The 15256-nt window shown below is 69.4% G+C and carries 11 protein-coding genes; 9 read left to right on the top strand and 2 right to left on the bottom strand.

All coding sequences use genetic code 11. The features are described 5' to 3' along the window. Positions 1 to 21 precede the first annotated feature (21 nt). Positions 22 to 1035, top strand: a complete 1014-nt coding sequence (locus DS837_RS17440) for a proline racemase family protein (RefSeq protein ID WP_149165920.1) — start codon at positions 22 to 24, stop codon at positions 1033 to 1035. 127 nt (positions 1036 to 1162) lie between these two features. Here the strand turns inward: DS837_RS17440 and DS837_RS17445 are convergent, their stop codons facing one another. Beyond that, positions 1163 to 1864: a GntR family transcriptional regulator gene (locus tag DS837_RS17445; RefSeq protein WP_149165921.1), complete on the bottom strand. Its 702-nt coding sequence runs from the start codon at positions 1862 to 1864 to the stop codon at positions 1163 to 1165. Positions 1865 to 2024: 160 nt separating this feature from the next. Here DS837_RS17445 and DS837_RS17450 point away from each other — a divergent pair, with 160 nt between their 5' ends. From DS837_RS17450 to DS837_RS17485, 8 genes are read left to right on the top strand one after another with little or no spacing between them, the layout of a single operon-like run. After that, positions 2025 to 2897 (top strand): isocitrate lyase/PEP mutase family protein, encoded by an 873-nt coding sequence (locus DS837_RS17450; protein WP_149165922.1) that lies wholly within the window; start codon positions 2025 to 2027, stop codon positions 2895 to 2897. 14 nt (positions 2898 to 2911) lie between these two features. After that, a complete protein-coding gene (gene leuC, locus DS837_RS17455) occupies positions 2912 to 4327 on the top strand; it encodes a 3-isopropylmalate dehydratase large subunit (RefSeq protein ID WP_149165923.1) in 1416 nt (471 codons plus the stop codon). Position 4328: 1 nt separating this feature from the next. Continuing rightward, the gene (leuD, locus tag DS837_RS17460) at positions 4329 to 4955 is read left to right on the top strand and encodes a 3-isopropylmalate dehydratase small subunit (protein WP_149165924.1); all 627 of its coding nucleotides are present in this window, start codon (positions 4329 to 4331) and stop codon (positions 4953 to 4955) included. 58 nt (positions 4956 to 5013) lie between these two features. Further along, positions 5014 to 5982 carry an ABC transporter substrate-binding protein gene (locus tag DS837_RS17465; RefSeq protein WP_149165925.1) on the top strand — a complete coding sequence of 323 codons (969 nt, stop codon included), beginning with the start codon at positions 5014 to 5016 and terminating at the stop codon, positions 5980 to 5982. 53 nt (positions 5983 to 6035) lie between these two features. After that, positions 6036 to 6896: an ABC transporter ATP-binding protein gene (locus DS837_RS17470; RefSeq protein ID WP_149165926.1), complete on the top strand. Its 861-nt coding sequence runs from the start codon at positions 6036 to 6038 to the stop codon at positions 6894 to 6896. Further along, positions 6893 to 7642: an ABC transporter permease gene (locus tag DS837_RS17475; RefSeq protein WP_149165927.1), complete on the top strand. Its 750-nt coding sequence runs from the start codon at positions 6893 to 6895 to the stop codon at positions 7640 to 7642. Before DS837_RS17470 ends, DS837_RS17475 begins: the two co-directional genes overlap by 4 nt. Positions 7643 to 7647: 5 nt before the next feature. Then, the gene (locus tag DS837_RS17480; RefSeq protein ID WP_149165928.1) at positions 7648 to 8385 is read left to right on the top strand and encodes an ABC transporter permease; all 738 of its coding nucleotides are present in this window, start codon (positions 7648 to 7650) and stop codon (positions 8383 to 8385) included. A 23-nt stretch (positions 8386 to 8408) separates the two neighbouring features. After that, positions 8409 to 9272 (top strand): isocitrate lyase/PEP mutase family protein, encoded by an 864-nt coding sequence (locus DS837_RS17485; RefSeq protein ID WP_149165929.1) that lies wholly within the window; start codon positions 8409 to 8411, stop codon positions 9270 to 9272. A 25-nt stretch (positions 9273 to 9297) separates the two neighbouring features. Here DS837_RS17485 and DS837_RS17490 read toward each other — a convergent pair whose 3' ends face one another. Continuing rightward, positions 9298 to 15057 (bottom strand): trifunctional serine/threonine-protein kinase/ATP-binding protein/sensor histidine kinase, encoded by a 5760-nt coding sequence (locus DS837_RS17490; protein ID WP_149165930.1) that lies wholly within the window; start codon positions 15055 to 15057, stop codon positions 9298 to 9300. Positions 15058 to 15256 lie beyond the last annotated feature (199 nt).

Here is a 15256-nt window from a genome sequence, read left to right on the forward strand (position 1 = left end):
GATCCACGAAAGGGTCCTTCCATGCGCATGCAAGACGCATTCGATGTCCTGTACACCCACACCGAGGGCGAGCCGCTCTGCATCATCCACAGCGGCATCCCCTATCCAGCCGGCTCCAGCATCCTGGAGAAGCGCCAGTTCCTGGAGACCCATTACGACTGGCTGCGCGAAGCCCTGATGCGCGAGCCGCGCGGCCACAAGGACATGTTCGGCGTCTTCCTGACCCCGCCGTCCGGCCCGGACTACGACGCCGGCCTGATCTACATCGACGGCACCCAGTATTCGCACATGTGCGGCCACGGCACGATCGCCGTCGCCATGGCGATGGTCGCCAACGGCCTTGTCCGCCGCGGCGAGAACGGGCGCACCACGATCCGCTTCGAGACCACCGCCGGCCTCGTCGTCGCCGAGGTGGCGCATGAGGGCGACCGGGTGCTGTGGACCAGGTTCGAGAACGTCCCGGCCTACGTCGCCGCGCAGGACGTCGAGTTCGAGCTGCCGGAGATCGGCCCGCTGAAGGCCGACATCGTGTGGGGCGGCAACTACTTCGGCATCATCGACCTGACCGGCACGTCGCTGCGCATCGGGGCGGAGAACGGCACCGCCCTGTCGCATTACGGCATCCTGGCGCGCGAGCAGCTCCGCCAGAAGGTGGCGATCCAGCACCCGGCGTCGGCGCACATCAACAACTTCAACTTCGTGACCTTCTGGCACGAGCCGACCATCGAGGGCGCCTTCTACAAGAACGTCCACGTCTTCAGCGCCGGCCAGCTCGACCGCTCGCCGGGCGGCACCGGCACCAGCGCGATGATGGCGATGTTCGAGGCGCGCGGGAAGATGGCGATCGGCGACACCATCCGCTCCGAGGGCCTGCTCGGCACCGGCACTTTCGAGGGCAGCCTGCTCGGCGAGACCCGCCTGAACGGCGTGCGCGCCGTGCGCCCGACCGTCAAGGGCACGGCCAGCATCCTCGGCACCGCTCGCTGGGTCATCGACCGCAACGATCCGGTCGGCGCCGGCTTCCTGGTCGCCTGACCGGTCCTCCTCAGTCGCGTCCTGGACTTCGTCCCGGCGTCCTCATCAGGGCGCCGGGACCTTTGTGCTGCGCCGATGGGCGATCCGCTCGCCCGGATCGGCGTGCTGTCGTTGTATACAATGATGCTCACTCCGTTTTCGGGACCGTGAAGACGGCCCGCCCGGCGCGCACATGGGCGCGCATCACCGACGACGCCCACTCCCCATCGCGGGCGGCCAGGGCTTCGACGATCTCACGGTGGTGGTTCATGCTGCGGGCGAGGTCGCGTCGGCTGTAGCGGGCGAAGGTCCGCAGAACCAGCGGCATCTCCACCACTTGCCGGATCATCTGGCCCAGGCGCCGATCCCCCGCGATGTCGATCAGCAAGCCGTGGAACCGGTCGTTCAGCGGCGTGATGCGCGAGAAATCCACCGCGTCGCCATCCCCCACCACCGCCTCCATCGCGTCGCACAGCGCTCCCAGCTCGACGAGATGCTGCGGCTCCGCGCGGCTGGCGGCGAGACCGGCCACCTGACTTTCCAGCGTCGCGCGCAGTCCGAAGATCTCATCGAGGTCCTGGATCGTCCAGGCGTTCACCTTGGCGCCGAGGTTGGGGACGAGTTGCAGCAGCCCGTCGGCGGACAGTCGGCGCAGCGCCTCGCGCACGGGGGTGCGGCTGACCCCGGTCAGTTCGGCCAGTTCCTGCTCGCGCAGATGGGCGCCCGGCGGCCAGCGGCTGGCCAGGATGCCCTCCCGGATGAAGCGGTAGGCACGGTCGGCGGCGCGGTTGGAGCCGCCGCTAAATCCATTATCCCACTGGGGCGCCAGAGCCCCACCGCTGTCCGACATGCCCACCTCTCTCGCGCTTCTGTCCGGCGCCTGAACTTTTCGGGTTGCGTTGTATACAATGACGCATTATGTTCGTTGACACAACAAATTAATAGCCCGCTTCCGGTGCGCCCTGTTGGACGCTGCCGGCGGACGCGGCGGCAAGGGAGGGATACAACCGGTGACGACACCCGCACAACGCCTGAAAACGTTGCTGGAGGCTCCCGGCCTTCACCTGATGCCCTGCTGTTTCGACGCGCTGTCGGCGCGGCTGATCGAGCAGGCCGGTTTCCGCGTCAGCCTGATGAGCGGCTTCGCCGTCTCGGCGACCCGGCTGGGGATGCCCGACACCGGGCTGATCTCCTTCGCCGAGATGCTGGACCAGCTCCGCAACGTCTGTCAGGCGGCCCCCGGCCTGCTGGTGATCGGCGATGGCGACACCGGCTATGGCAACGCCATGAACGTGCAGCGCACCGTGCGCGACTACGCCCGCGCCGGGGCCGCCGCGGTCCTGATCGAGGATCAGGTCAGCCCCAAGCGCTGCGGCCACACCAAAGGCAAGCAGGTCGTCGGGCGGGCCGAGGCGCGCATGAAGATCCGCGCCGCCGTCGACGCCGCCCGGTCGGGGTCCGACGACATCCTGATCCTGGCGCGGACGGACGCGCGCGCCGTGCACGGCTTCGACGCGGCGCTGGAGCGCTGCCAGGATTTCGTGGAGGAGGGCGCCGACATCATCTTCATGGAGGCTCCGCACGACGAGATGGAGATGGCCGCCTTCTGCGCCGGCATCGACCGGCCGGCGATGGCGAACATGGTGCGCGGCGGACAGACGCCGATGCTGCCGCCGCGCGAGCTGGAGGCGCTGGGCTTCAAGCTCGCCGCTTACCCGCTGACCCTGATGTCGGCGGCCATCGACGCCATGCGCGCCGCCCTGGCCGCGGTGGCGGACGGGCAGGAAAGCCGGGTGGCCCAGGCCGATTTCGAAGCGCTGAAGGACCTTGTCGGCTTCCCCGACTACTACGAGCGCGAACAGGCCTACCGGGCCGCCGAGTGAGGGGAGGCAACGCCATGAACACGCCGCGTTCCATCATCGACAAGATCTGGGACCAGCACGTCGTCGCCGATCTGGGCGACGGGCGGGTGCTGCTCCACATCGACCGCCACATGCTGCACGAGGTCACCAGCCCGCAGGCCTACGCGGGGCTGGCCGCCGCCGGGCGCCGGCTGCGCCGCCCCGACCTGACCTTCGCGACGGCGGACCACATCGTCTCCACCGAGAATGGCCGCACCGACGACACGGTGCCGGGCGGGCCGGAGATGATCCGCGCCCTGCGTGCCAACGCGGAGGCCACCGGCGTTGCGCTGTTCGATCTGGGCGACGTGCGCCAGGGCATCGTGCATGTGATCGCGCCGGAGCTGGGGATCGCCCTGCCGGGCGCCACCCTGGTCTGCGGCGACAGCCACACCAGCACGGTCGGTGCGCTGGGCGCCATGGCCTGGGGCATCGGCACGTCGGAGGTCGAGCATGTCATGGCGACGCAGACGGCCATCCTGCGCCGCCCGCCGACCATGCGCATCACCTTCAGCGGCACCCGCCCGGCGGGCGTGTCGGCCAAGGACATGGTACTGAAGCTGATCGCCACCATCGGCACCGCGGGAGCGACGGGCTACGGCGTCGAGTACGCCGGTCCGGCCATCCGCGCGCTCTCCATGGAAGAGCGGATGACCGTCTGCAACATGTCGGTGGAGCTGGGCGCGCGCTTCGGCCTGATCGCCCCGGACGAGGTGACCTTCGCCTATCTCCAGGGGCGCCCCTTCGCCCCGGCGGGCGTGCTGTGGGAGCAGGCGGTGGGTGCGTGGCGCGCCCTGGCGAGCGATCCCGACGCGCGTTTCGACGCAGAGATCGAGCTGGACGTCTCCAGCCTCACGCCGCAGGTGTCCTGGGGCACCAGCCCGCAGGACTGCATCGGCGTCGGCGAGACCGTGCCCGATCCGGAGCGCGAGGCCGACCCCAAGCGCCGGCAGGCAATGCGCCGGGCGCTGGACTACATCGGGCTGGAGCCGGGGACGCCTATCCGCGACCTGCCGGTGGACATGGTCTTCATCGGCTCCTGCACCAACAGCCGCATCGAGGATTTGCGGGCCGCCGCCGCCGTGTTGAAGGGCCGTCGTATCGCCGCCGGCCTGCGCGCGCTGGTCGTGCCGGGCTCGGGCCAGGTGCGCCGGCAGGCCGAGGCGGAGGGGCTGGACCGCGTGTTCACCGCCGCCGGCTTCGAATGGCGCGAGCCGGGCTGTTCCATGTGCGCCGGGATGAACGCCGACCGGGTGCCGCCGGGCAAGCGCTGCGTCGCCACCTCGAACCGCAACTTCGAAGGCCGCCAGGGGCCGGGGGCGCGCACCCACCTCGCCAGCCCCGCCACCGCGGCGGCGGCGGCCGTCGCCGGCCGCATCGTCGATGCCCGCAGCCTGGAAGGGAGCGTCTGACATGCCGGAACCCATCAACCGCATCACCGGGATCGCCGCACCACTGCCGCGCGCCAACGTCGACACCGACGCGATCATCCCCAAGGCGCATCTGCTGACCATCCACCGCAGCGGGCTGGGCGCCGGCCTCTTCTCCGAATGGCGGTTCGACGACGACGGCCAGGAACGGCCGGACTTCGTCCTGAACCAAGCCCCCTGGCGGGAGGCGAAAATCCTGCTGGCCGGCGATAATTTCGGCTGCGGCTCGTCGCGCGAGCACGCGGTGTGGAGCCTGATGGACTTCGGCATCCGCTGCGTGATCGCCCCCAGCTTCGCCAGCATCTTCCACGAGAACTGCCAGAAGAACGGTCTGGCCGCGGTGACTCTGGACGAGGTTGCGCTCGCCCATCTCGTCGCCGTCGCCCAGGCGACGCCGGCCGCTGCCATGACGGTGGACATCGAGGCCAGCCGCGTCACCGCCCCGGACGGGCGGGAGTTTCCCTTCACGATGGAGACGGCGCGGCGGCAGGCCCTTCTGGAAGGGTTGGACGAGATCGGGGCCAGCCTGCGCCACGACGCCGCCATGGCGGCGTTCGAGGCGCGCGACCGGGCGCAGCGCCCGTGGATTCACGCCCTGCCCACCGCCTGACGGGTCCGGGTCAACGCGCATGGCCGGAAAGGCCAGCGGCACATTGGGAGGAACAGCGATGTCGTTCATGACCACGATGAAGCGCAAGGCGGTCCTGGGGGCAGCGGCCATGGGAGTGGCGCTCGCCACGCTGGCCCCGGCGGTCCCGGCGCAGGCCGAGGAGATTACCGTCACCCACTGGGGCGTCCTGATGTACGGCGCGCCCTACGCCGTCGCCATGGAGAAGGGCTATTACAAGGAGCAGGGGCTGGACATCACCGGCGTCCTGACCTCCAAGGGCGGCGGCACGACCATGCGCAACGTCATGGCGGCGCCGATGCCCTACGGCGAGGTCGCCCTGTCGGCGGCGGTGGCGGCGATCAACCAGGGCCTGGACGTGAAGATCATCCACACCGGCGTCCGCACGGCGGGCGAGATCCTGTGGGTGACCAAGCCGGACTCGCCGGTCAAGACCGCCAAGGACCTGGACGGCAAGAAGGTCGCCTTCACCAGCCCGAAGTCGGTCACCGACATGCTGCTGACCATGGTGACGGACAAGCACGGCATCACGGTGGACGGCGTGTCGGCGGGCGGCGTCGGCGGCGGCCTGACCATGCTGGAGCAGGGCGGGGTGGCCGCCGCCCCGGTGATGGACCCGATCTGGGCGCGCGTGCAGAACAAGTACCGCATGGTCTTCGCGGTCGAGACCGAGCTGCCGACCATGGTGCAGACCGTGGGCGTCACCACGTCGGAGTTCGCCGCGAAGAACGGCGATAAGCTGCGGAAGCTGATCGAGGCACGGCGCAAGGGGGTGAACTTCGTCTACGCCAACCCCGAAGAGACCGCGAAGATCATGACCAAATACTACGACATCGACGAGGCGATCGCTCTGCAGGCGCTGAAGAATCTGGCGGCCATCAAATATTGGAGTGCCGGTGACTTCGAATATGACGGAATGAACAACCTGATCAAGGGCCTGGAGATCATCGGCGAGGTCAAGGGCAAGGTCAACTGGTCGAAGCACGCCGATGCCTCGTTCCTGAAGTGATTGGCCTGAAATAATCCGCCTGACGATATCCGATGACCGGGAGGAAGCCCCCGATGAAAGCCAACGTCGCCGCCAAGCGCGATCTGCACGAGGAAGCGGGAGCTATCCCCGCCCCGGCCGTCCACGCGGAACTGAAGGGGGTCAGCCGCATCTACGGCGTTCCCGGCCACGGCGGGGTGCACGCGCTGGGCCCCGTCGACCTGACCTTGCGGCAGGGGGAGTTCTTCTCCGTCGTCGGACCGTCGGGCTGCGGCAAGTCCACGCTGCTCGACGTGCTGTCCGGCCTGTCCGTGCCGACCGAGGGGTCGGTGACCTTCGAAGGCAAGCCGGTGGCCGGCAAGGTCCCGGACGGCGTCGGGGTGGTGTTCCAGGAGGACGCCACCTTCCCCTGGCTGACCGTGTGGGACAACATTGCCTTCGGCTTGCGCCGGGCGGGCGTCGATCCGGCGGAGATCGAGCGGCGGGTCAATTACGCCGTCGGCTTCGTCGGGCTGAAGGACTTCGCCAAGGCCTATCCGGTGCAGCTGTCCGGCGGCATGCGCCAGCGCGTCTGCATCGCCCGCACGCTGGTGATGCGCCCGCGCCTGATCCTGCTGGACGAGCCGTTCGGCGCGCTCGACGCGCAGACCCGCCTGATCATGGGCGACGAACTGCTGAAGCTGTGGCGCGAGACCGGGGCCACGGTGATGCTGATCACCCACGCGCTGGACGAGGCGGCCATGCTGTCGGACCGCATCGGCGTCATGTCGTCGCGGCCCGGGCGGATCATCGAGGAGATCGAAACCGGCTGGCCGCGCGAGCGCGATTCCCGCATCGCCAGCGAGGACGGCTTCGGCCAGATCACCGCCCGGCTGTGGCGCCTGCTGCGCGAGGAGAGCCTGAAGGCGGCGGGCCTCGCCGGGGGTGGGTCGTGAGCTGGGCGGGCTGGCTCCGGCTGATCGTGGTGAGCGGCGCCGTTCTAATGCTGGAGGTGCTGTGCCGCGCCGGCGTCATCGCCAAGACGGTCCTGCCCGCGCCCAGCGTCATGGCCGGCGACCTCTACCGCCTTCTCGCCTCGGGGGCGGCCAGCGCCGACATCGGCGAGACGTTGGGCAACGTCGCCATGTCGGTGATCGCCTCGATCCTGCTTGGCTTTGTCGCCGGTGTGGCGATCCACGCCATGCCGCGGGTGCGCCGGGCGCTCGACCCCTTCCTGGCGACCTATTACGCCGTGCCCTTCTTCGTCTTCTACCCGGTGCTGATCGTCATCTTCGGGCTGGGGGCGGCGCCCATCGTGGTGATCGGCACGCTGTTCGGCGTGGTGGCGATGCTCATCAACACGCTGAACGGGCTGGACAGGATTCCGCGCGTCCTGCTGAAGACCGCGCGCGTCCACGGCATGGACCCGGTGCGCACCGCGCTGATGGTCAAGCTGCCCAGCGCCGCACCCTTCCTGTTCACCGGGGCCAAGCTGGCCATCGCCTACTGCTTCATCGGCGTCATCGCGGCGGAGTTCATCATGTCCTCCTCGGGCATCGGCTACAGCATCGCCTATGCCTTCAACAACTTCGACAACGCGCGGATGTACGCGCTGATGCTGTTCATCATCGTCCTGGTGACGGTGCTCAACGCGGTGCTCTTCACCTGGGAGCGCCGGATCATGCAGCGGCGGAGGCGCTGACGGCCATGCACGGAAAGACCGATACGCTTCTCGTCATCGTCGCGCTGGTGGCCCTGTGGCAGGTCCTGCACTGGATCGTCGGCAGCGTCGCCCTGACCTCGCCCGCCGACACGCTGGCCCGCGCCGTCGAACTGCTGGGCTCCGCCACCTTCTGGCCGCACGTCGCGGAGACCGGCGTGGCTCTGCTCTATTCGCTGCTGCTGGCGGTGCTCGGCGGGCTGACCATCGGCATCGTTCTCGGCATCAACCGGCTGGCCGGGGAGGTGGCGGAGCCGATCCTGGTGTCGCTCTACTCGCTGCCCAAGATCACGCTCTACCCGGTGATCCTTCTGGCCTTCGGGCTGGGCCTGTCGGCCAAGGTGGCCTTCGGGACGATCCACGGCATCATCCCGGTGATCATCTTCACGATGAACGCGGTCCGCACCATCCCGCCGGTGATGCTGCGCAGCGCGCGGGTGATGCGCCTGTCGCCGCTCCAGCTCGTCTCCACCATCATCCTGCCCGCCGCCCTTCCGGAACTGGTGTCCGGCCTGCGGGTGGGCTTCTCGCTGACCCTGCTGGGCGTGCTGATCGGCGAGATGTTCGCCTCGCAGCGCGGCCTCGGCTACCTCGTCATGAACGCCATCGGCGGGCACGACGTGCGCACCATGATGGCCGTGGTGCTGATCCTCGCCACCACCGCCGTGCTCATCAGCGCCGGCCTGCTGCACATCGACCGGCGCATGCACCGGCGGACCTCGTAAAGACTTCCGGAGATTCCACAGACATGACCATTTCTCTCAAACAGCGCCTGTCGCAGCCGGGCCTGATCTCGGCCCCCGGCGTGTTCGACATGATCTCGGCCAAGGTGGCGGACGGCATGGGGTTCGACGCGCTGTACATGACCGGCTACGGCACCGTTGCCAGCCATCTCGGTCTGCCGGACGCCGGGCTCGCCACCTTCAGCGACATGGTCGGCCGGGTGCGGGCCATCGCACGCGGCACCTCCACGCCGCTGATCGCCGACGGCGACACCGGCTATGGCGGCCTGCTGAACGTCGATTTCACCATCCGCGGCTACGAGGAAGCGGGGGCCGCGGCCATCCAGCTCGAAGACCAGGAATTCCCGAAGAAGTGCGGCCACACGCCGGGCCGCCGCGTCATTCCCATGGCGGACATGGTGCGCAAGATCCGCGTCGCCTGCGAGGCGCGGTCGTCGAGCGACTTCCTGATCATCGCCCGCACCGACGCCCGCACCACGCTGGGCCTCGACGAGGCGCTGCGCCGCGCCGACGCCTACGCCGAGGCCGGCGCCGACATCATCTTCGTGGAAAGCCCGGAGAGCGAGGCGGAGATGGAGCGGATCTGCCGGACCATCGGCAAGCCGCTGATCGCCAACATGGTGGAGGGCGGGCGCACACCGGTGATGACCGGGGCGCAGCTGGAATCGCTCGGCTACCGCATCGCCATCTTCCCGGCCACCGGCTTCCTGGCGATGGCCGCGGCGCTGCGCAGCGCCTACGGCGAAATCCTCGCCAAGGGGTCGAGCGCCGAGTATCGGGGGGAGCTGTATCCCTTCCCCGACTTCACCCGCCTGATGGGCTTCGAGCGCGTCTGGGAGTTCGAGAAGCGCCACCCCGAGACGGAGTAAGCGTCCGCCGTCTCAGCTCACCATCTCAGCTCTGCGGCGTTTTTCCGGGGGCACGGCAGGGGAACTCGACGGTGAATCGCGTTCCCTCGCCGGGCTGGCTGTCCAAATGGATGGTGCCGCCGAGCTGGCCGGTGATCAGGTTGAAGACGATGTGCAGGCCGAGTCCGGTCGAGCCGGTGCCCCGCCGTGTCGTGAAGAAGGGCTCGAACACCTTGCCGTGGTTCTCCGCCGGGATGCCGCAGCCGTCGTCCCGATAGACCAGCCGCACCCCGTCGTTCTCCAGCGTCTGCGCCGTGATGGCGATCCGGCCTTTCTCGCCTTCCCGGTAGGCGTGGTTGACCGAGTTGGTGATGAGATTCGTCACGATCTGGGCGATCACGCCGGGGTAGCTGTCCAGTTCGATGCCCTTGGGGCACTCCAGCCGCACCTCATGGCCCGGGCGGTGCCAGGTCGGGCGCAGGCTGACCAGAACCTCCTCCAGATAGCCGCGCAGGTCGAACCGGCGGCGGTCGCTGCGCGTCTGGTCCGAGGCGACCTGCTTGAAGCTCTGCACCAGATCGGCGGCGCGGGTGGCGTTGCTGATCATCAGCGTGGCGGCGTCGTGCGCGGCCTGCATGAAGTCCTGGAAGTCGGCCCGGCGCATCTTGCCGGTGTCGGACAGCGTTTCGAGCGCGCTGATCTTCTCGCCGAGATAGGAGGCGCTGGTCATCACGATGCCGATGGGCGTGTTGATCTCGTGCGCCACCCCGGCGACGAGCTGCCCCAGCGAGGCCATCTTCTCCGCCTGGACAAGCTGCTGCTGCGTGGCCTTGAGCTGGGCGTGGGCGGCGTGGAGCTGTTCGTGGGCGTCGCGCAGCTCGCTTTCGCGGCTGCGGTCCACCGTCACGTCCACATAGACCTGCACCATGCCGCCGTCCGGCATGGGGTTGCTGCGGACCTGGATGACCCGGCCGTCGGCGAACTCGATCTCGCTGGGGCTGCTGACCAGGGGCGAGGGCACCAGCGCCGTCAGAAGCTGCCCGGAGGCGTTCACCGCGGCGCTCAGCTCCCGATATGGAACGCCGACCCGGCGCAGCGTGTCCGGCAGGCTGAAGAGGGCCATGGCGCGCTCGTTCCAGACGCGCAGCCGCTCCTCGGCGTCGAAGGCCGCCAGGCCGTCGTACATGCTGGCCAGGGTGGCGCGCAGCAGTTGAGACTGCTCGGCCACCTCGCGGGTCCGCTCGGCCACCTGGGCTTCCAGCGTGCGGTTCAGCCGTTCCAGCCCGTCGTAAAGGCGGGCGTTCTCGATGGAGATGGCGATCTGCACCGACAGGAGGTTGAGCAGCTCCAGCCGCTCCGGGCTGAAGATGTCGGCGGCGAGGTTGTTCTCCAGATAGAGGATGCCGACCATCTGGTTGCGGTTGCGCAAGGGCAGGCACAGCACGGAGCGCGGCTGCGCCATCCGCGTGTAGGAGTCGTACTGGAAATCGCCGTCGTTCGCGGCGTCGGCCAGAACGACCGGCTCCCCGGTCTGGATGACCGCGTCGACAACGCCGCGCACCAGGACCGGCGCCGCGTCGTCGAGGGGGCGGGATTGGAGGACCTCCGCGGCGTCGCCCTCGCTCGCGGCGTCGGCCTCGATCCGCCACGCGCCGTCGGTCGGCAGCAGCAGGCAGCCCCGCGTCGCCCCGGCGTTGGTGATGACCAGCTTCATCAGCGTCCACAGCAGGTCGCCCAGCCGGATGTCCTGGGCCAGCGCCTGCGAGGTGCGGATCACCGTCTCCACATCCACCATGTGGGAGCTGGACCCGGAGGAGGAGCGCCGCCGCGACGAGGCGGTGACCGGGCGTTGCGGCGGGAAGCCATCGTCGATGGAGCCCTGGTCCGCCGCCGTCTCGCCGAACAGCTCGGCCAGCCGGGCATCCAGTGCCCTGACTTTCGCCAGCGCGTCCCAGCGCCGGTAGGCGTGGCGGGCCTGGAAGAGCATCGCCTTCGCCGTGAAGCGGTCGCCGCGTGCCAAGGCGGCCTCGCCGGCCCGCTCGCAGGCGAAGGCCTCGTCGTGGGTGAATCCCTGCTCGCGGGCGGACTCGGCGGCGGTCTGGTAGTGGCGATGCGCCTTGTCCAGCCGCCCGGTGGCACGCAGCCGTTCGGCCACAACGAGGGCCAGCAGGTGGCGGAAATTGGTCGGCGCGTGGCGGACCGCTCCGCGGAGCCGGCGCTCCAGCCCGAGTGCCGCGGCCCGCGCCCGCAGCCGCTCGGCGGGGCGGAGGCGGTCCCAGGCGGCGAAGTCGATCAGGGCGGCGACCACCCGCATGCGCAGGTTCATCACCATGCCCATGGAGGCGTCGGCGAAGGGACGGCGCTTCGCGATGCAGTGCCGCGCCTCGTCGATCCGACCGAACAGCAGGTTCAGATAGGCCAGATGGCTGTGCATCGTGTCCAGGGCAAGGCGGTTGCCGCTGGCGGCCAGGGCCGGGACGTCGCTCGCCTCCGTGACGTGAGGGCCGGCGAAGGCGGTGGGGTCTTCGGACTCGCCCAGCAGGTTGGCGATGAGCTGCTGGTGGGGCCGCAACACGCCCGCCGCGGTCTGCTGGTTCAGGCGCGCGATGGCGGCGGCGTGGCCCGCCGCGGTCTGCTGGAGCTGCCGCAGGGGATGGCCGAGAAACAGCCCTTGCGCGACCGCATTGTTCAGGCAATAGGCGGCGTACTCGATGTCGCCGGTTTCCAGGCCGATCCGGTGGGCGTCGAGGAGGCCGGACAGCGCCTTCGCCACCGGCTGGTGCCAAACCTCGATGAACAGCTTGACCACGAACAGCGTCTGGGCGCGGCCCTGGTTGGCGTTCAGCCGGTCCAGCACGCGCAGCGCCACCCGTCCGTACATGGCGCCCGCCGGGACGTCGCCGAGCATCGCGCAGTGCAGCAGCCCATAGGTGGCGTAGGTGATGCCGGAGGCTGGCAGGATCCCCTCGGTCGCCGACAGCCGGACCATGCGCAGCAGCAGCACCGTGTAGAGGTTGGTGTCGTGCAGATAGGCGCTCGCCAGCACGCGCGAGACGATGCGCCCGATCGTCAGCAGACGCGCGTCGGTGAGCGGCGGGCGGTTGACGAGGTCCTCCTCGCCCTTGCCGCGCAGCGCCAGCTTGGTCGTGGCGAGTTCCTTGAGCACATGCCGGGTGTCCGCCCGCTCCGGGATCGGGCTGCCGAGCTGGCTCAGGGCGGTGCGGCAGGCGCCGAGCGCCGCCGGCAGGTTCTGCCGCGACACGTGCATCTGGATCTGCGTCTCGTAGGCCAGGGCACGGTCGAGGACGGTGCGGGCGTTGGCCTCGATGGACTCGGCCAGCGGCGTCACCGCGGCGACGTCGCCATTCACCGCCGCGATCTCCGCCGCTTCGGCGTGCAGGCTGAGCGCCAAGTCGTACAGGCGCGACCAACCGTCCGCGGGGAGCAGCCCGACCCCGGTGATGAGATAGTCGAAGGCCGGCCCCAGCGCCGCCGAGGCGCGCGCCGCCTGCCCGGCCAGAAGATTGTAACGGGCCAGCCGCTCCCTCTGCTCCGGCGACAGCAGGGGCAGGGCGCGGTTCAGCTGGTTGGTGATCGCGAACAGCCGGTCGGGCGACCGATCGCCCGGCAAGCCCTGGCTGCGTTCCAAAACGAGGCCGACGGCGAGATGGCAGGCCAGCGCGTCGGCGTCCGGCAGCATGCTGTAGGCCGCCTGCTGCACCCGGTCATGGACGAAACGGTAGGTGGCGCGCGGCGACACGCTCTCCATGTCGGCGTAGCGATAGGCGTCGCCCACCGGGACCACCAGCCCGCTGCGCAGGGCCGGCCACAACGCCGCCGCCGTCGCGGCGGAGGTCCGCCGGCTCGCCTCGGCCAGGGTGGCGAGATCGAAGGCACTGCCGATGCAGGCGGCGGTCTGGAGGACGGTCAGCGTCTCGGCGGGCAGTTCCCGGATGCGGCGAACCACGAAGGTGACGACGTCGTCGACCATCCGTTCCATCCGCTGGGACTCGATGGCCTCCAGGTTCCAGTTCCACACTCCGGCGAGGCCGTCATAGGCGATCAGCCCGCTCTGCTCCAGCGACTCCAGGAACTGGCCCAGGAAGAAGGGATTGCCCAGCGTGTTGGCGATCAGCCGTTCGGCCAGAGGGCGCACCTCGTCGGGGGCCGCGTGCAGCGTGTCGGACAGCAGGGCCACCACCGCATCGGCGTCGAGCCCGCCGAGCGACACGTCGCGGACCGGAACGCCGCGCTCGGCGAAGGTCTGGATCGTGTGGCGCAGCGGGTGGGCCGCATCGACCTCGGTGTCGCGGCAGGTGCCGACCAGCAGGAAGTGGCCGAGGTCCGGATCGCCCGCCAGCCCTTCCAGAAGCTTCAGCGTGGCGAGGTCGGCCCATTGCAGGTCGTCCAGGAACAGCACCAGCGGGTGCCCCGCCCCGGCGAAGACGCGGACGAAATTGCGGAAGACGTAGATGAAGCGCTCGTGCGCCTCCACCGGACCCAGTTCCGGCAGCGGCGGCTGGGGGCCGATCAGCCGTTCGACGTGAGGGATGACGTCGGTGATGATCCGCCCGTTGGGACCGAGCGCGGCGAGAAGGCGGGCGCGCCACAGCGCCAGCGACTCCGGGCCGGTGGCGAAGGTCTGCCGCACCAGGGTCTTGAAGGCATCGATCACCGGCGCGTAGGGGATGTCGCGCTTCAGCGGCTCGAACTTGCCGGTGATGAACAAGCCGTGGCGGGCGATCACCGGCTTGTGCAGTTCCCGGACCAGCGCCGATTTGCCCACACCCGAATAGCCGGAGATCAGCAGGGCCTCGAATCCGCCCGCGGCGGCCCGCCCGAAGGCGTCGAGAAGGACGCGGAACTGCGCGGTGCGGCCGTAGAGCTTCTGCGGGATGCGCAGCACCGGACGGACGTCCCGGCTGGCCAGCGCGAAGGGCTCGATGCGGCCGTGGCCGCGCCATTCGGTCAGGCAGCGTTCGAGGTCGGCGCGCAGGCCGAAGGCGCTCTGGTAGCGCTCCTCCGGGTTCTTCGCCATCAGCCGGGCCACGATGGCGGCCAGCGGCTCGGGCACCAGCGGGTTGAGCTTGTGCACGGGCACGGGCGTCCGCGCGATGTGGCAATGCACCAGCTCCAGCGGATCGCCGGACGGGAAGGGGGGCTGGCCGGTCAGGAAGTCGTGGAAGGTGGCACCCAGCGCGTAGAAGTCGGCGCGGTAATCCACCGACCGGTTCATGCGGCCGGTCTGCTCCGGCGCCATGTAGGCGAGCGTACCCTCCATGGCGCCGACGTCGGGGTCGCCCGCCTCTTCCCGCGATAATTCCGACGCGATGCCGAAGTCGATCAGGTTGAACTGGCCGGTCGCCGGATTCCAGATCAGGTTGCCTGGGCTGATGTCCTTGTGGACGACCCCGGCGTCGTGCACGGCGGCCAGCGCGTCGACGGCCTGGAGCGCCATCCGCAGGAAGACCGCGACGTCCTCCGTCCGCACGTCCGGAAGGCTGTCCAGCGCGGCGCCGCCGATGTCGCGGAACACCATCATCAGCCCGTTGCCGTGGGGGACGCAGTCCAGCGCCTCCACGATCCCGGCGTGGCGCAACCGGCGGGTGATGGCGAATTCACGCTGGAACGCCGCCTTGTCCTCGCTGCCGATGTCCTCGCCGGACAGGAGCTTGCAGATGACGGGCAGGCCGTCGTCGCGCCGGACGGCGCGCAGCACGGTCGAGCGCGACCCCGCATGCAGCGTTTCGACAACGCGGAAGCCCGGTAACGCCGGCACGGTTGCGGTGGGGATGGCCCCGATCACGACGCAGCATCCTTATGTCGCGTGGTTGCGCCGTCAGTTATAGAAGGTCGCGCCACGGTGGAGCAAGCGCAGGGCGTGGCAGCCGGGGCTTTGCACGATTTTTGCTTGGCAATCGCACGGGTCATAGGGCGGTAGCATCGGCGAAACGGCGTAATAGTTCAATCGCGGTACGACAATTTATGCTAACCTCCCCCGCAAT

Origin of the sequence: Azospirillum brasilense (genome assembly GCF_008365405.1) — a bacterium.
GTDB classification, from domain to species: Bacteria; Pseudomonadota; Alphaproteobacteria; order Azospirillales; family Azospirillaceae; genus Azospirillum; species Azospirillum brasilense_D.